Consider the following 25,504-nt stretch of genomic DNA (forward strand, 5'->3'; position numbering starts at 1 on the left):
GGGCGGGGGGGGGCCCCCCCCCCGGGCCCCCCGCCCCCCCCCGCGCCCGGGGGGGGGGCGGGGGGGGGGGGGGGCCGGGGGGCCCCCCGCCGCCCCCCCCCGGCAGCGGGCCGCGGGCGCGCGGCAGGGCGGACCGGTCCAGCTTGCCGTTCAGGGTCAGCGGCAGTGACGGAAGAGCGAGCAGCTCGGCCGGCACCATGTAGTCCGGGAGGATCGTGGTGATTCGCCGGCGTACCTCGGCCGTCGTCGCACCCGCCGCGAGCACCAGGTAACCCACCAGGCGCAGGTGCGCCGGCCCGTCGTCCTGCCCCTCGACGAGCACTGCGGCGTCCACCACCCCGGCGTCGTCGAGCAGGACCGAGCGGACCTCGCCCAGCTCGATCCGGAAGCCGCGGATCTTGACCTGCTCGTCGAGCCGGCCCACACAGTCCAGCGAGCCGTCGAGCCGGAGCCGCCCCAGGTCGCCACTGCGGTAGACCCGCTCGCCGCTGAAACGGTCCAGGGGGAACCGTTCCCCGGTCAGCTCCGGCCGGTTGAGGTAGCGCAGCGCGAGCCCCGCGCCACCGACGAAGATCTCGCCGACGGCGCCCGGAGGCAGCGGCCGCCCCCGGTCGTCCCGGACCGACACCGACCAGCCGGCGATCGGCCGGCCGACGCGCTGGGTCCGGGTGTGCAGGTCCCAGGACCGTACGGTCCGGGCGGTGACGTGCACCGTCGTCTCGGTGATCCCGTACATGTTGACCAGGCGGCACCGGCTGTCGGGGTGCCGGCCGAACCAGCCGCGCACCAGGCGGGGGTCGAACGCCTCCCCGCCGAACACGATCAGCCGGGGGGCGGGACCGGCGGCCCGCGCGTCCGCGTCGAGCAGCCCGGCGAACGCCGACGGCGTCTGGCTCAGCACCGTGACGCCCTCGCGCAGCAGCAGGGCGTGGAACTCCTCCGGGGACCGGGACACCAGGTACGGCACGACGACCAGGCGCCCCCCGGTGAGCAGGCAGCCCCAGATCTCCCACACGGAGAAGTCGAAGGCGGCGGAGTGGAAGAAGGTCCACACGTCGTCGGGGCCGAGGGAGAGGTCCTCGGCGGTCGCGTCCAGCAGCGCCAGGACGCTGCCGTGGGCGACCACCACCCCCTTCGGCCGTCCGGTCGTCCCCGAGGTGTAGACGGCGTAGGCCTGGTCGCCGGGCCCGACCTCGGGCAGCTCGGTGCCCGAGGAGGCCGGGGCCGCCGCGGTGAGCGCCCCGGGCCCGAGCACCGGGGTGCCGTCGCCGGCCGGAAAGCCCGACAGAGTGGTGACGACCAGCGCGAGTTCCGCGTCCCCGGCGATGTGGCGGAGGCGTTCGTCGGGGGACTGCGGATCCAACGGCACATAGGCCGCACCGGACTTGAGGACGGCGAGCAGCGCCGTCACCAGATCGACGGTGCGCTTCAGGCACACGCCGACGAACCGCCCGGGGCCCGCTCCGCAGTCCACGAGGACGCGCGCCCACGCGGTCGCCAGTTCGTCGAGCTCCCGGTAGGTGAGGCTCCGGGTGCCGTCGCCGACCGCGACCGCGTCGGGTTGTTCCCGGGCGAGCCGTTCGACCACCTGGTGGACGGCGGCACCGGGGGGCGGGGTGCGGCGCGGGCCGCGGCCGAGATCCAGGGCGAGGGCCGTGTCGGCAGCGTCCAGCAGGGCGAGATCACCGACGGTCCGCCCGGGCGGACCGCCGGCCGGCCGGGCGGCCGATGCCGCGGTCACCTGCGCGGCCAGCCGTGCCGTGTGCCGGGCGAAGGCGTCCGCGACGGCCGGGTGGATCCGGGCGTCGTGGGTCTGCCCCGACAGGGACAGCAGATCCGCACGGCTCTGCCAGATCTGGACGAGGGGCGCGGCGTCCGGCGGGAGGGGGACGTACCGCTCGTCCGGGTCCGGACCGGTCAGGACGAGGCAGACCGGCGGGAACTCGCCCACCGCCGGCTCGCCCGGGCCGTCCAGCGCCGCCCGGACCTGGTCGAGCAGCCCGGTCAGCGGCAGGTCGTCACCGAGGGTCAGCCGGATCACCCTGGCGCCGGGCTTCAGCCCGGCCGGCTCGGTGGACACCACCGCGAGGCGCACCGTGGAGCCGCGCTCGTACCGGGAGAGCGCCACGGCGGTCGCGGCCACCACCACCTCCGGGGCGAACACACCCGTCGGCAGGGCCTGCTCCGGCCCTCCGGGCGGGTCGTCGGCCAGACCCCACGGCGGTGCGGGCGCGGGCGACCAGCCGGTCGCGCCGGGCGCGGACGACCGCCGCAACCTGCCCGCGAGCGCCACCGCGTCGCAGCCCGCCGTCGTCAGCGCGTACGCGAGGATCCGCAGGCCCGCGTGGTCGAGCACACCGCGGCGGGCCACCACGACGAGGTCGGCGGCGCCGTCGGGGTAGCGGATCAGCACCACCCGGAGCCCGGGGTCGTCGGGGTTCAGCGGACGGTCCGCCTCCCGCTGCCGCAGCCGGGCGGCGAGCGGGGACGCGGATCCGGCCCCGGCCCACTGGACCCAGAAGCTGCCCGCGTCCCGCGCCGCGGCCGGCGTGTTCGCCCGGTCGACGGCGGCCTGCGCCGCGCCGATCCGCCCGGCGTCGGTGAGCCGCAGCACGATGCCGTGTCCGGCGTCGTCGCCGAGGACGGTGTCGACCCCGCTCCGGGGTCCAGGCTGATCAGTCATGTCTCCATCCGAATCGGCCGTGTCCAGGTCTCGCTCATCGCGCGGAGAATCCGCCGTCCACGGCGACGGTGGTGCCCGTCACCTGCCGGGACTCGTCACCGGCCAGCCAGAGGGCGGCGTCCGCCACGTCCTCCGGCTCCACGAGCGCGTTCATGGGCTGCGCCGTGACGAAGGCCTGCTCGTACTCGTCGGGACCGACGTCGAGGCAGCGGGCGATCTCGGACAGCATCCGGCCCTCGACGTGCGTCGCGTCCCGCACCGATCCGGGGCAGACGGCGTTGACCCGGACCCGCATCGGGGCCAGGTCCAGCGCGGCGGCCTTGGTGAGGCCGACCAGCGCGTGCTTCGCGGCGACATAGGCCGCGAAGTGCCGGTACCCCACCAGACCGGCGGTGGACGCGATGTTGACGATGCTGCCGCCGCGCTGCCGCACCATGCCGGGGGCGACCGCCCGGATCATCCGCCACGCGCCGGAGAGGTCGACGTCCAGCATCAGCTGCCACTCGTCGTCCGCGATGGCGTGGACGGGCTTGCCGGAGGGCGCGGCGATGCCGGCGTTGTTGACCAGGACGTCGATCCGGCCGAAGCGGCGCAGGGCGGCATCGACGGCCGCCGTGACGGCGGCGGTGTCGCGCACGTCGGCGAGCACGCTCAGCGTGCCGACGCCCGCCTGCCGGCAGAGCTGGGCGGTGCGCTCCAACTGGTCCTCGGTGGCCAGGGGGTAGGGCACGCCCGGGATGTCCCCGCCGGTGTCCACCAGCACGAGGTCCGCCCCCTGCCCGGCGAAGCGCACCGCGCACATCCGGCCCAGTCCGCGCCCGGCACCGGTGATCACGACGGTCTTGCCCGCTAGCCGCATGTGTCACCGGCCCCCGTCCCGGGCCCGGCTCCGGCGGGCTGCCGCCGGTCGCAGCCGAGGGTTTCCGCGATCAGGCCGACGACCGGGGCGGCGGAGTCGGCGAGGTACATGTGTCCGCCCGGCAACTCGGCGTAGCTGAAGGGACCGTGGGTGGCCGCGTCCCACCGCAGCGCGTCCCGCTCCGGGACCAGCGCGTCGCCGTCGCCGCGCAGGCAGGTGATCGGAGCCTGGATCGGAGCGTCGGACGACGGCCGGTACGCCTCGTGCATCGCCACGTCCGCGCGCAGCGTCGGCAGCAGCAGCTCCCGGAACTCGGCGGACTCGAAGGCCGGATGGCGGTAGCCGGCCAGCTCCTCCACCCGCGCGAGGAACTCGTCGTCGTCCAGCGCGGCCGCCTGCCGGGCGCGCCCCCGGTCCGGCGCGGGAGATCCGCTCACGAAGACGTGGGCGACCGGCAGTTCGGTCCGCTCCTCCAGCGCCCGCCCCAGCTCGTAGGCGAGGACGGCGCCCAGGCTGTGCCCGAACAGGGCGATCCGAGGGCTGCCCGCGACGGCGGCGGTCGCCTCGGGCAGCAGGGCGCGCACCGCGTCGGCCACTTCGCGGTGCGGCTCCTCGTCGGTCCGCTCCTCGCGACCGGGCAGTTGCAGCGGCACCAGCCGCAGACCGGGCGGCGCCTGCTGCCGCCACTTCCAGAAGAAGCCGGCGCCCGCACCGGCATGCGGCAGGCACAGGAGGGAGAGGGGCTCTGGGGCCATGGCACACCTGATTTCGTTGTCGTGCCGCACCGCCGGTGGGGTGGCCGCGCGGAGGCGCGGCGCGGGGCGGAACGGGGCGGAGCGGGCGGTGGTCGGGGAGAGGGGCGCCGGCTACGGCCGGATGACGGCGTCGGGCCACGCGCCGGGCTCGTTGACCCGGGAGACCAGCGGGATGTCGCGGATGTCGTCGTGGTTCAGGACCCACATGAGGAACCGCTCGACGCCCATGCCGAAGCCGGACGTCCGCAGCGGCATCTGCTCCTTCATGTCCACGTACCAGGCGTAGTCGTGTTCCGGAACGTTGTGCATGGCCAGCGCCTTGCGCACCTCCTCGCCCCCGGTGTGCCGTTCGCCCGAGCCGACGACCTCTCCCATGCCGAAGAGCAGGTCGGCGTTGCGGGCCGTCCTGCCCTCGCTGTCCCCGAAGGCCTGGTAGAACGGGACGGTCAGGTGGTCGAAGTGCGTCACCCACAGGAACTCGCCGACCCTGGACATCAGTTGGTGCTCGCCCTTGCGGGTGAGGCTGCGCCCTTCGCCCTCGTCTTCGACGCAGCCGGGCTCGTCGGCCAGCAGCCGGGCGGCCTCGTCGAAGGTGAGCCGCGCGAAGTGACCGGCCGTCACCATGCGTTCCAGGTGCGAGATGTCGCCGCGCGCCCCGGCGAGCCGGCCGCCGTGCTGGTCCAGGATGGCGCCGGCCAGGGCCTTGACGTAGCCCTCGACGTAGTCGATCAGATCGTCGAGCCCGCCCGGGAACTCCGCCTCGCTGTGCGTGAACTGGCCGAGATGGGTCTTGTCCGGTATCTCGTTCCGGAACGAGGGCATGATGGTGTACCCGCCCTCGGTGGCGATCTGGCTTCCGTACTCCAAGAGGAACTGCAGGGAGTCGGGTAGATACGTGTCGACCCCGTTGACCGTCACGGGGACCGGACTGGTGTCGCTGCCCAGCCCCGACGGGCAGGTGATGGTCCGCGTGGTCAGCGGCAGGTAGAGCGCCTTGAGGCCGCGTGACTTCGCGTACGCGACCGTCGTCGTCAGTACCGTGTCCTGCAGGTCGGCGATGAGCGCGTACCAGGGGGAGCGCAGGGCGGCCAGGAAGGCGCCCGGCTCGTTGCGTGCGAAGGTGGCCGGAGCGGTGACGGTCGGCTGGGCGGAGACGAGCTGCGACATGGTGGTCCTCTCTCTAGGCGTGCGGGTGTGCCGCGGGAGGGATGTTCTGGTTGCCGGCCAGGACGTTGTCCGGGTCGTAACGGCGCTTGACGGCCGCCAGCCGCTCGTAGCGGGCCGCGCCGTAGACCTCGGCGACCTTGCCGGGCTTCTCGTCCTGCAGGTAGTTGACGTAGGCGCCGCCGAACTGCCAGTCGGCGAGCCGTTCGACGCCGCGCCGGCTCCACGCCGCGTTCGCCGCGTCCTCGGCCGGATCGGTCCACTGGGCCGACACCGTGCAGATGTAGGGCGCGTCCCGGCGCGGGAAGGCGGAGTCCGCGTCCGGCACGTCGCAGATCGCCCCGCGCAGGTACTCGAAGTCGACGGAGGACCGGGGTGAGGGCATCTCCCTCGCGGATCCGATCAGTTGGCCGACCGGACCGGCGGACAGGCCGGTGAGGTAGCAGGACTTGGTGAAGTAGCGGTTGCCGTGCGGTTCACCGTGGTCGCCCAGCGCCTGCAGCTGCGCGTACGACATCACCCGGGACGCGGTGGCGCCGGGCGCGGCCCGCGCGAACAGCGGCGCGGTGCGCGCCGGACCGAGCTCCTCGGCGCCGAACCAGGCGGCGGTGAGGAACAGCGCGGGCGCGCCCCGCAGTTCGGCCGGGATCCAGTCCTGCCGGCCGGCGTGCTTGAGCGCCCCGACGGCATGCAGATCGGGGCCCTGGGCCTCGGCGAATGCCCGGTAGTCGGCGAGCGCCGCCGCCGCCTCGCTCAGCGGGAAGACACCCGTCCGGTAGGACACCGGGCCGACCGGCCGCAGGCGAAGGGTGAAGCGGGTGACGATGCCGAGGTTCCCGCCGCCGCCGCGCAGGCCCCAGAGCAGTTCGGGATGCTCCTCCTCGGTGGCCTCGACGACCGTGCCGTCGGCGAGCACCACCTCGGCGGCCAGCAGATGATCGCAGGTCAGGCCCCACTTGCGGCCCAGCCAGCCGTACCCTCCGCCCAGGGCCAGACCGCCCAGCCCGGTGTGCGAGACCACGCCCGCCGGACAGGCCAGGCCGTGGGCCAGCGTGGCGGCGTCGAGGTCGCGCAGCAGGCAGCCGCCCTGCGCCCGGGCGATCCGGGCCCCCGGGTCGACGTCGACCCCGCGCATGAGCGACAGGTCGATCATGACGGCGTCGTCGGCGACCGCGGTGCCGGCGACGTTGTGACCACCGCCGCGCACGGTCACCGCGCGGCCGGTCGCGGCGGCGTACCGCAGTGCGGCACCGACGTCCGCGGCGTTCGAGCAGCGGGCGACGAGGCTCGGCCGGCGCTCGTGCATGCCGTTCCACACCGCACGGACCTCGTCGTACGCCGGGTCGTCCGGTCCGACGAGCCGGCCCTCGAACCGCCGGCGGAGGGAGGATTCGGCGGATTCCCGGTGCACCGGGCCCAGCAGGTCAGTCATGGAGGTCTTCGCCTTCCGGTCTGTCGGTGGGGCTCGGCCGTCAGCGGCGGAGCAGCTCGGCGGTGATGATCTCGGCGATGCGTCCTCGGTGTTCGGCGTCCATCGCCTCTTCGTGCCGGCACGGGAGGTCGTGGTTCTCGAACCCGTCGAGGTAGGGCGACCAGGTCAGCGGAGACGGGCGGGCCGCGCCGCGTTCCAGCGCCGCGGTGAAGAAGACGGTCCGGCCGCGGACGCGGCGGGGCCGGTGCCGCGCGACCAGGCGGCTGCTGTTGACGCCCACGGCGACCAGCCTGGCCATGGTGGCGGGGTCGAGGCCGAGCCGCTCCCGCGCGGCGCGGCGCAGCTCCGTCAGCGCCGCGCGGATGTCGCGCTCCACCTCCTCCCGGCCGACCGCCCCGGGCGCCAGGGTGACCAGCAGGCTGAACTCGTCCCACTGCTCGGGCGTCGCGAACGACGGGTACGGCCACACCTCGTTCGGGTACGCGTCGACGAGGCAGAGCAGCTCGGTCCCGGCCCCGTCGGCCTGCAGCCGGCCGGCCAGCGCGTGGGCGATGGTGCCCCCGAGCGACCAGCCGAGCAGGCGGTACGGTCCGGCGGGCTGGACCCGGCGGATCTCCGCGAGCATCCGGTCGAGCATCTCGTCCAGGTCCTTCGGGAGCTCCGTACCCGCCGCCAGCCCGGGGGCCTGGAGGCCGTACACGGCGACCTCCGCGGGCAGTCGCTCCGCCAGCGCGGCATAGCTCCAGGCGAGCCCGGTCGCGGGGTGCACGCAGAACAGCGGGCGCGGGCCGGTGCCGGTGCTGGTGCCGGTGCGCAAGGGCAGCAGTACGTCGTAGTCGTCGGGCGCGCCCTGCTGCCGGGCGGCGTCCAGGAGCCCGGCGACGGTGGGCGCCGCGATCAGCGCGCGGACGCCGACCTCCAGGCCCAGCTCCGCGCGGATCCGGCTCAGCAGCCGCATCGCGAGCATCGAGTGCCCGCCCAGGTCGAAGAAGCCGTCCTCGACACCGACCCGGGGCAGGCCCAGCACCTCGGCGAACAGCCCGCACAGGACCTGCTCACGCGGGGTGCGCGGGGGCAGGCCCGCGACGGCCGACGACAGGTCGGGGGCCGGCAGTGCCCGGCGGTCCAGCTTGCCGTTGGCCGTCACCGGCAGCTCGTCCAGCGCCACGAAGAACGACGGGACCATGTACTCCGGCAGCACCCGGGCCACCCGCCGCCGCACCCCGGCCTCGTCCAGCGCCGGGGCCCCCGCCGGCACCACATAGGCGACCAGCCGTTTGTCGCCCGGACGGTCCTCCCTGGCGACCACGAAGGCCTGACGCACCTGCGGATCCTGCTCGACGACCGCCTGGACCTCGCCCGGCTCGATCCGGAAGCCGCGGATCTTCACCTGGTGGTCGACCCGGCCGAGGAACTCCAGCTCGCCGCCGGCGTTCCAGCGCACCAGATCGCCCGTGCGGTACATCCGTTCACCGGCGGCGCCGAACGGATTCGCCACGAACCGCTGGGCGGTCAGGTCCGGCCGGCCCGCGTATCCGCGCGCCAGGCCGGCGCCCCCGACGTACAGCTCGCCCACCGCGCCGGCCGGCAGCAGCTGCAGGAACTCGTCCAGCACGTACGCCCGCGTGTTGCGCAGCAGCCGGCCGATCGCGGCCCGGCCGCGCCGGAACCCGTCGCCCGCGGTGATGACCGAGACCGACACGTCGTCCGAGCACTCGGCCGGGCCGTACACGTTGGCGAGCGGTATTCGGGGGTGCCTCGCGAACCACCGGTCGACGAGGTCGGGCGGGAGCTCCTCGCCGTGCACCAGCATCCACCGGAGCCCCTTGAGCAGGTGCACCGAGGCGTCGTCGAGGTCCCACATGTCCAGGACCGCGCGGAGCACCTGCGGCACGATCTGCAGGACGGTGATGCCCTGTTCGGCGACGCACCGGGCGAGCGCCAGCGGATCGCGGGTGGTGTCCTCGCCGAGGACGTGCACCCGGCCGCCGACGAGCGACATGGTCAGGGCCTGCCACACCGAGACGTCGAAGGTCAGGGGCGCGTTGAAGGCCATCGTGTCGCGCTCGTCCAGGCCGTACAGCTCGGCCACCGCGAGCAGGTGGTTCGACAGGCCGCGGTGCGGAATCAGGACGCCCTTGGGCCGGCCGGTCGAGCCGGAGGTGAAGACGGCGTACGCGAGCCGGTCGGGGCGGGCGCCGGGCTCCGGCGGCTCCCAGGCCGGCGCCTGGTCGGGCGCCCCGTGGCCTGCCTGGCCCGGGGCCGGGTCGAGCGGGAGCAGGGTCAGGCCGGCGGGCCCGCCGGCGGTGATCGACGCCGCCCGCTCGCGCAGTTCCGGCGCGGCCACCAGGAAGCGGGTGGAGCTGTCGGCCAGCATCCGGCGGGCCCGGTCCGCCGGCAGCGTGCCGTCCAGGGCCAGGTATCCGCCCCCGGACCGGAGCACACCGAGCGCGGTGGCGACGAACCAGGCGCTGCGGTCGGAGAGGATCGCGGTGAGCACGTCCGGTCCGCCGCCGGCCGCGGACAGCGCGCGGCCGACCCGGTCGGCGGCCTCGGCGAGGTCCCGGTAGGTGTAGCGGACGCCGTCGTCGGAGACGGCGACGGCGTCCGGCCGCTCCGCCGCCCACCGGCGGACCTGCCGGCCGAGATCCACCGCGGCCTCCGCCCGGTCGGGACCGTTCCACCGCACCAGCTGCTGGTGCCGCTCGGCCGCCGACAGCACCGGCAGCTCACGGATGCGCAGCGCCGGATCCCCGGCGACCGCCCCGAGCAGCCGGACCAGCCGGTCGCCGATGCTCCGGACGGTGGCCTCGTCGAAGAGCCCGGTGGCGTACTCGAGGGCGGTGCGCAGCCCCACCGGCTCGCCGTGGCCGTCGCGCCGGTCCTCGAAGTCGACGGAGAGGTCGAACTTGGCGGTGTCCGTCGTCCGGCGCAGGAGGGAGGCCCGCAGGCCGGGCAGGTTCAGTCCGTCGCCCGGACGTCCCTCGGCCAGCGCGATCATCACCTGGAACAGCGGGTGCCGGGACGGCGACCGCCGGGGATTGACCGCCTCGACGACCCGGTCGAACGGCACGTCCTGGTGGGCGTAGGCCTCCAGGTTCGTACGGCGGACGCGGCGCAGCAGCTCCCCGAAGGTGGGGTTGCCGGAGGTGTCGGTGCGCAGTACCAGGGTGTTGACGAAGAGTCCGACCAGGTCGTCCAGCGCCTCGTCGGCGCGGCCGGTCACCGGGGTGCCGAGCGGGATGTCCGGACCGGCCCCGCACCGGGTCAGCACCGTCGCGACGGCGGCCTGGAGCAGCATGAACAGCGTGCACCCGTGCTGCCGCGCCACCGTGAGCAGTCGGGCGTGCAGCCGCGGTTCGACGAGGAGGTCGACGGTGCCGCCCCGGCCGTCGCCGCCCCGGCCGTCGCCGGTCCGGTCGTCGCCGGTCCGGTCGGTGCAGGTTTGGCCGTCCGCCACCGGACGCGCCCGGTCGTAGGGGAGGGCCAGCTCCTCGGGCAGTCCCGCCAGGGCCTCGCGCCAGTACCGCAGTTGCTCGCTGACCAGGCTCCCGGGGTCGTCCTCGCCGCCCAGCAGCTCGCGCTGCCACAGGGTGTAGTCGGAGTACTGGACCGGCAGCGGCTCCCAGGCCGGTTCGAGACCGCTGCGCCGGGTGGTGTAGGCGGCGCTCAGGTCGCGCAGCAGCGGGGTCAGCGACCAGCCGTCGCAGACCACGTGGTGCGCGACCAGCACCAGCACGTGTTCGTCGGCGGCCAGGCGGATCAGCCAGGCCCGCAGCGGCAGATCGGCGCCGAGGTCGAACGGCCGCCGGATCACCTCGTCGAGGGCCTCGTCGAGGTGGTTCCGGGTGCGGTCCAGCACGGTCAGGAGCGGGCCGGTGGCCGCCGCGGGCAGCACCCGCTGGTAGGGCTCTCCGTCGCGCTCGCCGAACACCGTCCGCAGGCTCTCGTGCCGCCCGACGACATCGTTCAGCGCCGCCTCCAGGGCCGGAGCGTCCAGTGGGCCGGCCAGCCGTACGATCACCGGCACGTTGTACGTCGAGCCCGGGCCCTCCAGCCGGTCCAGGAACCAGAGACCCTGTTGGGCGAACGACAACGGGAACACGTTCACTCCTCACCATCCTTGGCAACCGGACGCACCACGACCGCGGTCGGGACCGGTGCCACCCGGGTCGTCCCATGAGTTGTCCCGTGAGCCGTCACGACCGGCGGACCAGCTTCGGGCGGGTGACGGCCGAGGCCGGCCCCCGTTCCAGGGCGGCCACCACGCCGGCCACCGTCGGGGCGTCGAGGATCTGCTTCAGTTCGACGGCCGTGCCGGTGACCGCCCGGATCCGGTTCCACAGCCGCATCACGCGCAGCGAGTGCCCGCCCAGGTCGAAGAAGTCGTCGTCGACCGAGACCGAGGGCAGGCCCAGCACCTCCGCGAAGACCGCGGCCACGGTCGTCTCCAGCGGCGTTCGCGGCGCCCGTCGCGGCCGGTCGGACGCCGTGGGGCCGACCGGTTCGAGTGCCGCCAGCGCGGCCCGGTCGACCTTCCCGTTCCGGGTGCGCGGCATCGTGTCGAGCTGCCGGAACGAGGACGGGACCATGTAGTCCGGAAGCAGCTCCAGCAGCGCCGTGCGGAGGTCCGCGCCGTTCAGTGCCGCGTCGGCGGTGACGTAGGCGCAGAGGACGGACAGCCCGCCCGGGCGCCGGCACAGCAGTACGACGGACTCCCGTACCGAGGGCAGTCGGGCCAGCCGGCTCTCCACCTCCGCCAGCTCGACCCGGAAGCCCCGGATCTTGACCTGGGTGTCCGCGCGGCCGAGGCAGTCCAGCAGCCCCTCGGCGGTCCAGCGGGCGCGGTCGCCGGTGCGGTAGAGCCGTTCGGCCGTCGGCCCGGAGCCGCTCAGGAAGAACGAACCGGCGTTCAGATCGGGTCGGTTGAGGTATCCGTCGGTCAGCCCGTCGCCGCCCACGCACAACTCGCCCGGTACGCCGATCGGTTGCGGATGGCCGTCGCGGTCCAGCACCCAGGCCGTGGAGTTGGCGATCGGGCGGCCGATCGGAACCCGTCCGGTGTAGCGGCGGGTGATGCGATGGGCGACGGAGAAGGTGGTGTTCTCCGTCGGGCCGTAGGCGTTGACGAAGACGCTGTCCGGACAGGCGTCCATCGCCTCGGCGACGTGCCGCGCGGACACCGCCTCGCCGCCGACCAGCACCTGGCAGCCGACGAGTACCGAAGGGTCCTGCTCGACGATCTGGTTGAACAGTGAGGAGGTCAGGAACATGGTGTTGACCCGGTACCGTGAGATCGCGGCGCCGAGGCCGGCCGCGCTCAGGACGGTGCCGTCCGGCACCAGTACGAGGGTGCCGCCGTTGAGCAGCGCGCCCCAGAACTCGAACGTGGTGGCGTCGAAGGCGATCGCGCCGGTCTGCAGGATCCTGGTCTCGGGCGAGAGGTCCACGTAGTCGGTGCCGAGGACCAGCCGGACGACCGCGCGCTGGTTGACGAGCACGCCCTTCGGCCGGCCCGTGGTGCCCGAGGTGTACATCACGTAGGCGGCGTCCGACGGCGAGGCGGCGACGGCGGGCGGCGGGGTTTCGCGCGGTGCGTCATGGGGCTGTGAGAGGTCGAGGACGGCGATGTCCGCCGTCACCGCCGCGTCCTCGGTCAGCAGCAGGGCGGCGCCGCTGTCCGCGAGCAGGAAGTCCCGGCGGGCGGCCGGAACGTCCGGGTCGAGGGGCACGTACGCGGCGCCGAGCCGGAGGATGGCCAGCGCCGCCACCACCAGCCGGGGGGACCTCTCCAGCAGGAACGCGACCCGGCTGTGCCGGCCGACGCCCCGGCGGTGCAGCCGGGCGGACAGCTCCGCTGCTCGCTCCTCCAGTTGACGGTACGTCAGGGATTCGTCCGCGTGGCTGACCGCGATCCGGTCGGGGTGGGCGGCCGTCTGGGCGGCGAAGAGCGGGAAGACCGGGGCGTCCCGCGGATAGGGGCGGCGCGTGTCGTTGAACCCGGCGAGCTGCTCGCGTTCGGCCCCGGTCAGCAGCCGCAGGTCGCCGATGGGCGTGTCCGGCCGGTCGGCGGTCTGCCGCAGCAGGTGGGCCAGATGACCGAGCAGCCGGTCGGCGAAGGCCGCGTCGTGGACGTGGTCGTGGCAGTCGGCGTGCAGCGTGATCCCGTCGGCGGTGATCTCGCCGGAGACCACCAGGTCGGCTCCGTACCTGCCGTCGGCGGGCCCGTCCAGGACGCAGAGCAGCTTCGGCGGTACGGCGTCCGCCGGGCGCGGGGCGGCGGTGAGCCCGGCGAGCCCGGCCACCACCGTCCGGCGGTGCCGGGCCGCCGTCAGGGCGGACGGCATCGAGCCGACCAGCGACGCGGTGGGCTCCTGGGCCGGCCAGGAGGCCCGCCGGACGCCGATCCGGAACGCGGTGCCGTCGCTGTACTTCCGGGCGAGGATCAGCAGCGCCGCGAGGACGGCCTCGTCCGCCCGGTCGCCGAGCGCCGCCGCAAGGTCGGCGGTCAGCCGGCTCGACCGCCGCAGCGTCCCGCAGTTCCGCCGGGAGCACGAACCGCCGAAGGGGAACGCGGACGGGACGTCGGCCTCGCCCGGAGGAAGCTCTCCACCCTGGTGCGCTGGTGCGCCGTCCAGCGGATCCGTCATCACCGAAACCCCTTTCTCGCCAAGCGCGACAGGGCGCACGAGTCCGCCCGGAGCACCCGCGCACGCAGGGTCCGACGGCCTCGGGCCATCAGGACGGCACGGCCCGCCGACGCCCCACTGGTCGTCAACGATAGGTGGCGGGGCCGCTCAGCAGCGGCAGAACTCTCGGCACAACACCGGCAGTTGGATCACCCCGGCGGACGGCCGGACGGGCCGGGGGAGGCCGCACCTCGGCCCCCGGACGGCAGCGGGTGCCCGGCGCTCCCCGCCGGGCACGCGAAGTCCTGGCTCTACCAGGGCTTGCCAGACAGGTCTCAGCCGCGGAGCCCGGTGCCCGGTGTCACAGCTCCGCCTCCGGCGGCAGCCGGCGGACGCCCGGGAGGTGGGTGTCGAGTTCACCCGGCTCGAAGCGGCACATCCCGACGGCGTGCCAGAACTCGCCGACGACGTCGCCCTCGTACTTGTAGGCGCCGGATGGCAGAAGGGCCGCCCAGCCGGCCGGGGCCCCGAGCAGGATGGCCCGCGCGGTGGGCGGGCCGGCGTCCGGCACGTTCCACAGGCGTACGGTGCCGTCCTCGCCGCCGCTGGCCAGCAGCGAGCCGTCCGGGCTGAACGTCACCGCCAGGATCCGGCCGGTATGGCCGCGCAGCTCGCCGAGGCCCTGCCCGGTGAGCGGATCCCAGAGCCGGACGACGCGGTCGTCCCCGGCGGTGGCGAGCAGCGGCCGCCGGGGGTGGACGGCGGCGGTCCAGAGCCGGCCGGCGTGGCCGTGCAGCACGTGCCGGGCGGCGCCGTCGGCCCAGACCACGGCCCGGCCGTCCCAGGAGACGCTGGCCAGCCAGGAGTCGTCGGGGGCGTACGCCACCGTGTACACCCGGTCGCCGTGCGCGGTGAGCTGGGACTCGACCCGGCCGGCCGCGATGTCCCAGATCCGGACCCCGCTGTCGTCGCAGCCGGTGGCCAGCCGGCGCCCGTCCGAGCTGAACGCGATCGAGCGCACCCGGCCGCGGTGCTCCCGCAGGGTGGTGAGGTGCGCGCCGGTGCTGCGGTACCAGATGCGGACCGTGTCGTCGTCGTTCGCGGTGGCCACGAAGACGCCGTCGGCGCTGAACGCCTCCGCCCAGACGTGTTCCGTCTCGACGTCCATCTCCCGCAGGTACTCGCCGGTCAGGGCGTTCCACAGGTACAGGTCGCCGTCGTTGCTGGCGGTGGCGAGGACCGGTCCGGCCGGGCTGAACCGCGCGGAGACCAGCCGGCTGCTCCGGCCGGAGAGCTCCCTGGTCCGGCGGCCGGTGGCGGGCTCCCACATCCGGACCACGCCGTCGTTGCCGCCGGCCGCCAGCATGGTGCCGTCGCCGCTGAACGACAGCGAGCCGATCCGCCGGCCGTGGCCGCGCAGCAGGTGCCGGCCGCGGCCGGAGGAAGGGTCCCAGAGGCGGACCGCGCCGTCGTTGCCGCCGGTCACCAGCAGCGCGTCGGCCTCGGCGCCGCCCGGGGCGGCCGGATCGCCGGCGGGCCGGAACCGGCAGGCCCACACCGAGCCCCGGTGCTCGGGGGGCTGGCGGCGCAGGGCCGTCACCTCGTGTCCGCCGGCGGTCGCGGGGCCGACCCGCCAGACCCGGACCACGCCGTCGCTGTCGCCGGCCGCGAGCCGGGTGCCGTCGGGCGCGAAGGCGACCTGGTACACCGCGCCGGTGCAGCCCTCCAGCCGGCCGGCCGGGGTGCCGTCGAGGGGGTTCCAGAGGCTGATCCGCCCGGTGGTGTCACCGCTGGCGAGCAGGGTGCCGTCGGGGTGGAAGGCCAGCGTGTAGACCCGGCCGCCGTGGCCGCTGAGGGCGTGCCGCAGCCGCCGGCCGGCGACGTCCCAGATCCGGACCGTCCCGCCCGGGCCGCCGTCGGCGCCCGCGTCGCCGGTGGCCAGCAGGGTGCCGTCCGGGCTGAATTGGGCGCGGAACACGGTGCTCTGATGGCCGGCCAGCTCGGCGACGCGCTGCCCGCGGCCGGTGTCCCAGAGCCGGACGCCGCCGGCCCGGTCGCCGGTGACCAGCAGGGAGCCGTCCGGGCTGAACACCGCGGTGTAGACCGGCGCGGCGTGGCCGGGCAGCCGGTGCAGCGGCCGGCCGGTCTCCGTGGACCAGAGGGTGACGGTGCCCTCGGCGTCGCCGGTGGCGAGCAGCGCGCCCGCCGGCCCGAGCGAGACCGGCCAGACCCCGCCGGGGTGGACGTCGAGGCGGTGCCGGCACTCCCCGGACACCGGGTCCCAGAGCCGTACGGTGCCGTCGGCGCTGCCGGTGGCGAGCACCGGCCCGGCGAACTTCACCGCGTAGACCCGGCCGATGTGGTCCTTGAGCGTGCGCAGGGCGACGCCCGTGACGGCGTCGCAGACCAGCACGCTGCCGTCGTCGCTGCCCACGGCGAGCAGCTGGCCGTCGGCGCTGAAGGCGACCGGCTCGGGCAGCCGGGTGGTGCGGACGTCGAAGCCGTAGGGGACGCCGACCTCCGACGGCCGGAAGCCGGCCTCGACCGGCAGCCCGGGCGCGATCGCCGCCGCGCGCAGCTCGGGGGCGGCCAGCACCGCCGGGTCGGTGACGGCGGAGATCAGGGCGGCCCGCTGCCAGTGGCTGCCCTGGAGGCGGGCGCCGCGCAGGTCGGTGCGGATCAGCCGGGCGCCGCGCAGGTCGGCGTCGCGCAGGTCGGCGCCGGTGAGGTCGGCCGCGTCCAGCCGGGCGCCGGACAGCCGGGCGCCGCGCAGCGAGGCCCCGGCGAGGTTGGCGCCGATCAGCCGGGCGTCGGTGAGGTCGGCCCGGCCGAGGTCGACGCCGGAGAGGTCCCGGTGGGAGAGGTCCTCGCCGGCCAGGCCGGCCCCGCGCAGGTCGGTGTGGGCGGGCACCCTGAGCCGGGCCAGCACCTTCACGGCGTTGAGCCGCGCGGTCTCGTCGGCGGGGGCGGTGCCGTCCAGGACGTCCTGCGCCCACTGCTGGCAGACCCGGTGGTCGGCGAGGTCGCAGAGGAACTCCACCGCCAGCCGGCTGAGCGGCCGCCGGGCGAGCAGGTCGGGTTCGCCCCGCCCGAGGCCGGCCGCCGCCGCGCGGGCCACCAGCCACTCCACCACCGAGCCGTGGATGAACTGGAACACGCCGTCGTCGGTCCGGACCAGCAGGGAGCCCGAGCCGACCGCGTGCGCGGCCTGCGGGGCGGGCAGCCTGCTCTCCGCCAGGCCGGTCAGCACGCTTGAGACGTCGAGCAGTTCGTCGTACGGCATGGCGTTGCGGCCGCTCTCCCACAGGCGCAGCGCGAGCGCGGTGACCGCCTCCCACAGCTGGTCGAGGTCGAGTCCGGGCGCGGCGCCCGGGCCGCCGTGGCCGCGCTGCTCCTCGAACCGCAGCCAGGCGGTGAAGACCTCCTGGTAGAGGCCGGCGGCGCTGAGCGCCCGGCCGGCTCCCGCGACGGCCCGCAGCCGGTCGTGGTCGAGGTCGGCGACGAAGCTCAGCAACCGGGGGTTGCGGCAGAGGGCGAGCAGGTCGGGAATGGCCTGGAGCAGCCGAAGCCGGCGGTCGGCGGCGGTCCCGTCGCCGTAGCGGTTGGCCAGATAGCTGCGGATCTGACCGGTGGTGAAGTCCTGGACGGCGAGCAGCCGGCGCTGCGGGAGCAGGCCGACCCGCTCGCCGAGCGCGGTGAGCACCTGCTCCTGGGAGCTGAAGTGCTGGGTGCGGCTGCTGACCACGATCTTGGCGCTGTCCACGGCGGCGTCCAGGAGCACCTGGAGGTGGTCGGCGGCCCGTTCGTAGCTGACGCGGTTCAGCAACTCGTCGAAGCCGTCGAACAGCAGGACGATCCGGCCCTGCCTGAGCATGTAGCGGAAGGCCCGCAGATCGATGGTGTCGATGCCGTGGGCGGTCAGGTGGGCCGCCACCAGACCGTCGAAGGAGTGTGCCCGGTCCAGGGTGCTGAGGTTGATGAACAGTGGTGTCAGATGGGGGAGTTCGGCCGGGATGCGGCGGGCCAGCTCGTGCAGGGCGAAGGTCTTGCCGTGCCCGAAGTCGCCCAGCAGGAGCAGGAACCGGCCGTGGTCGGAGTCGAGCAGCCGCAGCATCTCGTCGACCAGGCCGTCGCGTTCCTCGCCGCCGGGGCGCTCGGCCTCGCGGTAGCGCTGCGGCAGATAGAGGCCGGGCGGGTACTGGCCGTCGGCGCGCAGCCGCTCGGTCTGGGCGGCCACGTAGCCGCGCAGGTCGAGCAGGCCCTGGAACTCGGTGAAGCTGCGCAGCCGGACGCCGCGGCGCCGGGCCCGGTCGCGCAGCTCGCGCGCGGGCGGCGGGCCGTCGTGGACGAGTTCGGCGTCCGGGTCGGTGCCGGCGGCGTGCACCTCGTCGACGAAGCGGTCGACGTCCTCGACCGTGGGGGTGTGCGCGCAGACGGCGACCCGCTGCTGCCGGACGAACCCCGACTCCGTCCAGGTGACGAGCAGTTGGGGCGGCGAGCCGGGGACGGTGCGCAGCTGGGCGCCCTCGTGGCGGGTCCGGCAGACCTCGGCGACCCGGGCCAGCAGGGCGTCGAGCGCGGAGGCCAGCCGCCGGGGCTCGGGTTCCGCCTCGGTGGGTGGTCCGGCACCGTCCGGCGGCTGCGGCGGGGCGGTGGCCCCGGCCGGGTCGGGCGGCTGCGGGAAGGCACGGTGGGCCCGGTGCCAGTCGGCGGTCAGCCGCTGGGGTCCGGCGTCCGGGGCCGCCCAGTGGGTGAGGCCGTCGCGGGTGAGCCGGAGCAACTGGTGCGTGCCGGGGGCGGCGGCGCCGGCCACGCGCACCTCGCCGACGGAGGTGGGCAGGCTCTGGAGCGCCGTCCGTCCGGCGGCCGGGCCGTGCAGCAGCAGATGCAGCCGGGGCGCGGTCAGCCGGGTGAAGCGGTCGAGGTCCCTGAGCGGTTCGAGGTCCTGTCCGCCGCGGCCCGGGCGGGAGGCCGCGGGCCGGGTGAGGACCGGGTGGCGCACCGCGCCGATCCGCAGCCAGCCCTCCGCCTCGTACGGGCGCAGCGCCTGCGCGAACCAGGCCGCCTGCTCGGGGCCGAGCCAGCCGTACCGGTCGTCGGCCCGGTGGCTGTAGGCCATCGAGGAGTTCAGGCCCGCGATCACCGTGCCGAGTTCGGGGACGGGGAAGAGCGTCCACGGCTGGGCGCTGTCGAAGACGACGTCCAGGCCCTGGTAGAACTCCTGGAACAGCCGGGCGTAGTGGCGCCACTTGGGCCAGTAGGGCGGGGTGGGCCGCAGTTCGTCGGCCTCGCAGGTGCTGAAGTAGGCGCGCGAGGCCGCCTGGCTGACGTCCTGGCCGCCGGGCACGATCGCCACCCGGTGGGGTTCCAGGCCGAGCAGGGCGCGCAGGCCGGTCAGGAAGGCGAGCGCCTGCTCGCACTCGCGGGGGCTGCCGGAGGCGGTCAGATCGCCGGTGACGACGACCAGTTCGGGGGCCGGGGCGCCGGCGTCGGCGAGCTCCACCAGGTCGCCCCAGATGGCGGCCTGGAGGTCCACCGGGTCGTGGCCGCGGCCGAACGAGGGACCGGCCACATGGAGGACGGTGACCGCCTCGCGCCCGCCCGCGCCGACGGCCGCGACCGGGTACTCGGGCTGGACGGAGGGCCTGCGCCGGCCGGCCCAGCCGGTACCGCCGACCGGTCTGAGCGGCGGCAGCGCGGCGGGTGACGGGCCGCCGGGGGCGCCGCCGCCCGGGTAACCCGGCCGCAGCTCCGGGCGGGCCCGGCCGTCCAGCGCCTGGGTGACCCTGGTGAGCAGCAGCTGCCGGGCGCGCGCGGGTTCGGTGACGCCCACCAGGTCGATGTAGGTGAGGGTGGCGAGCAGACCGTCCACCGGGATGTCCTCGATCCGGACGGTCAGCAGCCTGCGCTCCGGCGCGTCGGGGTCGGCGCGCAGGGCGGCCTGCCACTCCATCCGGCCGTAGCGCGAGCGTTCGTAGTTGCGCGAGAGCAGGGCGATGACGGCGGCGGACTCGGTGACGCCCCGGTCCATGAAGTCGACGAAGTTGGTCCCGGGGACGAAGTCCCACGCCTGGAGGAAGGCCCGGTAGCCGGCCTCCTCCAGCGTCCAGGCGATCCAGGCCGCCCAGCGTTCGTCGGCCGGCGAGTAGCTGATGAAGAAGTCCATCGGTCCGGGTTCACCCGGGATCGCGTCAAGAGCCGCCATGGGCACAGACTATGACCAATCGGCCGCCCTTACACCAGGTTCGGCGCTCTCGACCAATGTCCGCTCGTGTGCGACCCTGACCCCCGTGTTCGCCTACCCCGTTGCCGTCAGACGCCTTCATCCGCTGGACTGGGTGGCCGCGGGGCTGCTCGCCTGCGGGTTGCTCTGCCTCGCCACCGGCCTGCTCCCGACCGCGGCGGCCGGGTCGGCGCTCTCCCGGATCGCGCCGCTGCTGGCCTTTCTCGGCACGGTCATCGTGCTCGCCGAACTCACCAGTGCCGCCGAGGTGTTCGACGTCGTGGCGGCGGGCGTGGCGCGGGCCGGCCGGGGCAGCTATCCGCTGCTGTTCCTGCTCTGTGTGGCCTTCGCCGCCGTCACCACCGTCACCCTCAACCTGGACACCACGGCCGTCCTGCTGACCCCGGTGATGCTGGCCCTGGCGTCCCGGGTGGGGATCGCGCCGCTGCCCCTGGCGATGACCACGGTCTGGCTGGCCAACACCGCGAGCCTGCTGCTGCCGGTGTCGAACCTGACCAACCTGCTGGCGGCCGAGCGGGTCGCGCTGTCGCCGTCCGGGCTGGCCCGGGTGATGTGGGCGCCGCAACTGGCCTCCGTCCTGGTCACCATGGTCTGCCTCTGGCTGTTCTACTGGCGGCGCGGCCGCCGGGGCGCGGCCGACTACCTGCCGCCGCCGGCCCACCGGCCGGCGGACCGGGTGCTGTTCGGGATCTGCGGGCTGGCCTGCGCGGGCTTCCTGCTGTCGACCCTGCTGGCCGACCTCCCGCTCTGGGCGGCCTCGGGGGTGGCCGCGGCCGTCGCGGTGCTGGCCTTCGCGGTGCGGCGGCCGGCGGCGCTGCGGACCTCCCTGGTGCCGTGGCGGCTGCTGGTGATGGTGCCGGGGATGTTCCTGGTGGTGCAGACGGTGGACGCGCACGGGCTGCACCGGGTGCTGGCCGGGGCGATCGGGACGGACGGCGGGGTGGTCGGGATGTTCCGGGCCTCGGCGGTCGGCGCGGGCCTGGCCAACCTGCTCAACAACCTGCCGGTGTACCTGGCCGGGGAGGCCGCCGTCCCGGCCGGCAACCACCAGCAGCTGCTGGCGCTGCTGATCGGGACCAACGTCGGTCCGCTGGTGGCGCCGTGGGCCTCCCTCGCGACCCTGCTCTGGTACGAGCGGTGCCGCGCGCACGGCCTGCGGGTGCCGCTGCGGAGCGTGGCCGGGACCGGCGCGGTGCTGGCGGCCGGCGCGGTGCTGCTGGCGACCGGCGCTCTCGCCGTCGCCAACTGACCTCGCGGCCCGGCGGCTCCGGTCGGCCCTGCTCCGGTCAGCCCTGGTCCGGTCGGTTCTGGTCCGGGGCGGCCGTGCGGGCCACCAGGTCCAGCAGGTACGGGATCACCTCGGGCCGCCCCGCGACGAAGCTGCGCGCGGTCTCCGGCTGCCCGATCCGGGGGCTGAACCCGGTGCCGTCCAGCCCCAGGACCACCAGGCCGGCCTCCGCCGCGAGCAGGTATCCGGCGGGCAGGTCGATCTCCTCCGCCCGGTAGCCGACGAAACCGTCGATGTCCCCGCGGGCCAGCATCGACCAGGTGAGGAGCGGTGCCCAGAGCTGGAGCAGCCGCCGCGAGCCCGTCTCCAGCTCCGCCTTCAGTGACCGGACCACCGGATCGCCGGCCGGCACCCCGTGCCCCTGGGTCCAGCCGAGCAGCGGTCTGGGCGCGGCGACCGGACCGGCCGCCGGCCGAAGCGGCCCGCCCGGGCCGAACGCGCCGCCGCCGCGCACCGCCCGCCAGGTCCGACCGGCCACCGGGTCGTGGACGACGCCGAGGACGGGCAGGTCGTCGACGCAGAGCGCGATGCCCACCACATAGGCGGGCAGACCGATCACCACGTTGTTGCTCCCGTCGAGCGGGTCCACCAGCCAGGTCCGGCCGGAGGGCGGGCCTTCCTTCCGTCCGTCGGTCCGGCCGCCCTCCTCGGCGACGATCAGGTCGTCGGGGAAGGACTCGGCGAGCCGCCGGGTGACCAGGGCCTCGGCCAGCAGGTCGAGTTCGGTGACCACATCGCCGTCCGCGCCCTTCGGCCGGACGCCGAAGTCCCGCCGGAAGCGGCGCCGCAGCAGCGTGCCGGCCTCCTCGGCGGCCTTCACCGCGATCCGGCACTCGAACGAGAGATCGGGTGCGGGGTCATTCGGCCGGAGCGTGTTCACTGATCCTCCTGGCTGTCTCGCCGGCGATTCGAACCGTCTGGGCGACGCTGCAGAGCCGGCGCACCACCCGGTGGGCGGGGCCGTCGACCGGCCCCAGGACGATGTCCACCGGCCCGGGCACGGACCGCCCCAGGAGCAGGGTGGCGGCCGGTGCGCCGCCCGGCAACAGGGTCGCGTGGAAGTCACCCGCCGGCAGCGTGTACGTCTCGCCGCGCGCGCTGGTCCGCTCCTCGCCGGGCTCCCAGCGCACCAGCCGGGGGGTGGGCCGGATCTCGTCCGTCCCCGCCGCGCTGTGCACCTCGAACGCGCGGTGCGTCGGCCGCCGCGGCTCGTCGAACACCCCGATCCGCAGGTTGCCGACCCGGCCGTAGAGCACGCTGCTCGTCAACTCCCAGCTGTGGCAGTGGATCTGCTGGGGGTCGGCGGCCCGGCGCGGGTCCTGCGGGGCGCGGCCGAAGACGTGCACGCACACCCCGTGCGCCCCCTCGCGCAGGACCGGCAGGCAGTAGAACCCGAGCGGGTGGGCCACCGCGCGCAGGGCCAGCGCCCCCGAGGCGACGTCCGCCAGGATCCCGCGGACCAGCCCCTCCAGTCCGGGGGCCGCCCGGTCGCGGCCGGTGGCCCGGTCGAGCGTGGTGAAGAGGTCCTCCATCGTCTCCTGCCTTCGAGGGCTGGGGCTTGTCCGACAGTTCGCGGCGCGGCGGGAATTGTCAGACAAGCCCTACCTGCGGTAGGGGTTCTCCGCGCGCAGCGCCCGGTCGATGATGTCGCTGACGTCCCGGTCGGCGAAGGCCGCGGGGAGCGGGAGCCGGAGCTGCTCGAAGAGGCGCCGGGCCTCGTCGACGGTCGGGTCGTCGCTGAGCGGCTCGGTGTCCCGCAGGTCGAGCTTGACGGCCTGCTCCCGGTAGTGGTGCAGCTCGGTGAGGTAGTAGTCGTACAGGGGACGGCCGCGCTCCACGTACAGGCTGACCCGGCGCGGATCGTCCTGGGTGATGATCAGGCACGAGGCGGAGAGGTCGAAGCGCAGCGTCGGGACGACGGCGGAGAGGTGGACGTCGATCTCCAGGGTGTCGAGCCGCTGCCGGTACCAGCACGCGGCGAACACCGTGGCGTACGACTCCTTGCGGGTGCGCTCCACGCTCCAGCCGTCGGCGGGCAGGACCTCCGGCCGGTGGCCGAAGGTCTGCCGGAACCGCGCGTAGGAGGCGCAGGCCCGCTCGTCTCCGGGGTGCACGATGTCGATCTTGACGGTGAGGGAACGGCGCCTGCGCTGCGCCTCGCGCACGCACTCGGGCAGGGTGACGGCCCGCAGGTAGGTGCCGGTGCCGCCCTTGAACACCCAGCGGTCGGTGTCCTGTCGCGCCAGCTCCAGGGCCCGTTCGAGGTCCACGCCGGCCAGCTCGCGCACCGAGGCCAGGCTGTCCAGCGCCTGCCTGGCGCCGGCCGTCGCCTCCCGGATGTCGGTGATCCGCCGCTTGCGCTCGGCCAGCGATCCGTAGACCACCGCCGCCAGCACCAGCAGGGTGGCCCCGGAGACGACGTTGTCGTCGATGGCGCCCCCGAGCATGTCGAGGAGTCCGACGACCAGGGCGCCGCAGAAGGCGATCACACCGTCCGAGTTCCTGAGCGCCCAGGCGATCGCGGCCTCCAGTCGCCGTCCGGGCTCCCCGTCTCCGCGTGCCACCGGCGCCACCTCCTCCGACCACCAACATGGTAGGTCGGGGAGGCAGTTGACGGCCAGACAGCCGCACGTTCGGGATGCGGCCGGGGGCGCTCGCGCGGGCGTGCGCCGGTATCACGGCAGCGCCAACGGAGGGTGATGCTCCGTCAGGGATTCACCGGATCCGGCCAAGTTGCGGGAGTGTGTCCGGTGGCGTGAACACGAATGTCCGAATATCGGACCCGCTGTTGGGCGTCGGGCCGTTTCCTTTGCCAAGTCATGACCTTGCTGGTCCCGGCGGCGCGGACCGGCCCCGGTGGGGCGGCTGGGGCGGAGGCGACCCCTGGGGCAGCTGGGGACGGTGGCGCGATCCGGCCGTTCCGGGAGGCGTCCGGAAACATTCCCGCCGGTTGCTCCGTATCGGATCCGTCACCGAGAGTCGTACTGATGAACGACATTCCTCGTCGTCCGGCACGGGACCGCCTGCTGGGCCACCGCGACTTCCGCCTCCTGCTCTCCGGCGCCGCCGCCGCCCAGGTGGGCAGCCAGGTGACCCTGGTCGCGCTCCCACTGGCCGCGGTCCTGGAGCTGGACGCCACACCGTTCCAGGTCGGTCTGCTGACCGCCGCCGAGACCGCCGCCTTCCTGCTGGTCGGCCTGCCCGCGGGCGCCTGGCTCGACCGGACGCGCAAACGGCCCGTACTGATCCGCGCGGACGTGGTGCGCTGCCTCGCCGTCGGGTCGATCCCGGCGGCCGCCGCGCTCGGCGTGCTGACGATGACCCAGCTCTACCTGGTTGCCCTGGTCACCGGGGTGGCCACGGTCTTCTTCGACGTGGCCCACCAGTCCTTCCTGCCCGCGCTGCTCCCGCGCGAGCACCTGGTCGGCGGCAACGGGGCGATCGAGACCGTCCGCTCCTCCGCCCAGGTGGCCGGCCCAGGACTGGGCGGCGGGCTGGTCCAGCTGCTCGGCGCGCCGCTCGCGATCGCCGCGGACGCGGTCGGCTACCTGGCCTCGGCGGTGCTGCTGTCCGGTATCCGGACCGAGGAACCCGCGCCCCGGCCGGTGCCCGGGCGGTCGCTGCGCGCGGAGGTCGCCGAAGGCGTCCGGTTCGTGCTGCGGCACCCGCTGCTGCGGGCGATCGCCACCGCCACCGCCGTCTCCAACCTCTTCGGCGCCGTGCTGATGGCCGTTCAGACCGTCTTCTGGGTCAGGGTGCTGGAGCTCTCGCCCGCCGCCATCGGCGCGCTGCTCTCGGTCTCGGCCGTCGGCGGCCTGGCCGGCGCGCTGTGCGCGGGGTGGCTGGCCGGGCGGGTCGGCCAGGCCCGGCTGATCTGGCTCTCGGCGGTTGCCACGGCGCCGTTCGCGATGCTCTGGCCGCTGTCCGGCGGGGGAGCGGGGGCGGTGCTGTTCGGGCTGGGCTCGGGGGTGGTGCTGTTCGGCGCGGTGGTCTACAACGTCGCCCAGGTGAGCTTCCGCCAGAGCGTCTGCCCGCCCGAGCTGCTCGGCCGGATGAACGCCACCATGCGCTTCCTGGTCTGGGGCACCCTGCCGCTGGGCGCCCTGGCCGGGGGCGCCGTCGCCGCCGCGGCCGGACCGCGGACGGCCCTCTGGGTCTGCGCCGTCGGGTTCCTGGCCGTCCCGGTGCCGCTGCTGCTGTCGCCGCTGCGCGGCCTGCGGGAGCTGCCGACCGGTGGGGCGGACGGGGCGGGGCCGGCGGATTCCGGGGCGGCCGGGCCCGAGACCGGGCCGGTGGCCGAGACCGTGGCCGGGCCGGCGACCGGCGCCGACGGGGCGGGACCTGCCCACTGACCACGTTCACCGGCCACATCCGCTGACCCGCCCGCCCGCCGACTCCGACCGGCCGCGTGCCGCCGGACGGCCCGGTGGCCGCCCCGACACGCCTTTAC

General features: G+C 75.1%; 13 protein-coding genes. 2 read left to right on the forward strand and 11 right to left on the reverse strand.

Going from position 1 to position 25,504, the window contains the following annotated elements; all coding sequences use genetic code 11:
- From ACIP82_RS06315 to ACIP82_RS06350, 8 genes are all read right to left on the reverse strand, one after another.
- Positions 1 to 2,683: amino acid adenylation domain-containing protein (locus tag ACIP82_RS06315; protein ID WP_400651434.1), on the reverse strand; the 2,683-nt coding region annotated here is incomplete at its 3' end.
- Positions 2,684 to 2,717: 34 nt separating this feature from the next.
- Positions 2,718 to 3,542 carry an SDR family oxidoreductase gene (locus tag ACIP82_RS06320; protein WP_363608161.1) on the reverse strand — a complete coding sequence of 275 codons (825 nt, stop codon included), beginning with the start codon at positions 3,540 to 3,542 and terminating at the stop codon, positions 2,718 to 2,720.
- Positions 3,533 to 4,297 carry a thioesterase II family protein gene (locus tag ACIP82_RS06325; RefSeq protein WP_400651437.1) on the reverse strand — a complete coding sequence of 255 codons (765 nt, stop codon included), beginning with the start codon at positions 4,295 to 4,297 and terminating at the stop codon, positions 3,533 to 3,535. The genes ACIP82_RS06320 and ACIP82_RS06325 overlap by 10 nt, the downstream gene beginning before the upstream one ends.
- Before the next feature lie 111 nt (positions 4,298 to 4,408).
- Positions 4,409 to 5,464, reverse strand: coding sequence for an amino acid--tRNA ligase-related protein (locus ACIP82_RS06330; RefSeq protein WP_400651439.1), 1,056 nt, complete (start codon positions 5,462 to 5,464; stop codon positions 4,409 to 4,411).
- 13 nt (positions 5,465 to 5,477) lie between these two features.
- The gene (locus ACIP82_RS06335) at positions 5,478 to 6,893 is read right to left on the reverse strand and encodes an FAD-binding oxidoreductase (RefSeq protein ID WP_400651442.1); all 1,416 of its coding nucleotides are present in this window, start codon (positions 6,891 to 6,893) and stop codon (positions 5,478 to 5,480) included.
- 40 nt (positions 6,894 to 6,933) lie between these two features.
- Complete coding sequence (locus tag ACIP82_RS06340; RefSeq protein WP_400651445.1) at positions 6,934 to 11,004, reverse strand: amino acid adenylation domain-containing protein; 4,071 nt, start codon at positions 11,002 to 11,004, stop codon at positions 6,934 to 6,936.
- 88 nt (positions 11,005 to 11,092) lie between these two features.
- Entirely contained in the window at positions 11,093 to 13,543 is a 2,451-nt protein-coding gene (locus tag ACIP82_RS06345; protein ID WP_400651447.1) for an amino acid adenylation domain-containing protein, read from the reverse strand.
- Between the two features lie 340 nt (positions 13,544 to 13,883).
- Entirely contained in the window at positions 13,884 to 19,727 is a 5,844-nt protein-coding gene (locus ACIP82_RS06350; RefSeq protein ID WP_400651449.1) for a TIR domain-containing protein, read from the reverse strand.
- An 85-nt stretch (positions 19,728 to 19,812) separates the two neighbouring features.
- Between ACIP82_RS06350 and ACIP82_RS06355 the strand changes: the two genes are divergently transcribed.
- Positions 19,813 to 21,015, forward strand: a complete 1,203-nt coding sequence (locus ACIP82_RS06355) for an SLC13 family permease (RefSeq protein WP_363608154.1) — start codon at positions 19,813 to 19,815, stop codon at positions 21,013 to 21,015.
- A 37-nt stretch (positions 21,016 to 21,052) separates the two neighbouring features.
- On the opposite strand, the gene ACIP82_RS06360 is transcribed toward ACIP82_RS06355, so the two are convergent.
- The 3 genes from ACIP82_RS06360 to ACIP82_RS06370 form a co-directional block, all read right to left on the reverse strand.
- The gene (locus ACIP82_RS06360) at positions 21,053 to 21,934 is read right to left on the reverse strand and encodes an inositol monophosphatase (RefSeq protein ID WP_363608153.1); all 882 of its coding nucleotides are present in this window, start codon (positions 21,932 to 21,934) and stop codon (positions 21,053 to 21,055) included.
- Positions 21,912 to 22,586 (reverse strand): hypothetical protein, encoded by a 675-nt coding sequence (locus ACIP82_RS06365; RefSeq protein ID WP_363608152.1) that lies wholly within the window; start codon positions 22,584 to 22,586, stop codon positions 21,912 to 21,914. The genes ACIP82_RS06360 and ACIP82_RS06365 overlap by 23 nt, the downstream gene beginning before the upstream one ends.
- Positions 22,587 to 22,655: 69 nt before the next feature.
- Positions 22,656 to 23,618 carry a hypothetical protein gene (locus tag ACIP82_RS06370; RefSeq protein ID WP_400651452.1) on the reverse strand — a complete coding sequence of 321 codons (963 nt, stop codon included), beginning with the start codon at positions 23,616 to 23,618 and terminating at the stop codon, positions 22,656 to 22,658.
- A gap of 423 nt (positions 23,619 to 24,041) precedes the next feature.
- Here ACIP82_RS06370 and ACIP82_RS06375 point away from each other — a divergent pair, with 423 nt between their 5' ends.
- Positions 24,042 to 25,406 (forward strand): MFS transporter, encoded by a 1,365-nt coding sequence (locus ACIP82_RS06375; protein ID WP_363608150.1) that lies wholly within the window; start codon positions 24,042 to 24,044, stop codon positions 25,404 to 25,406.
- The last annotated feature ends 98 nt before the right edge of the window (positions 25,407 to 25,504 follow it).

This window comes from Kitasatospora sp. NPDC088548, assembly GCF_044753005.1.
Classification (GTDB): Bacteria; Actinomycetota; Actinomycetes; order Streptomycetales; family Streptomycetaceae; genus Kitasatospora.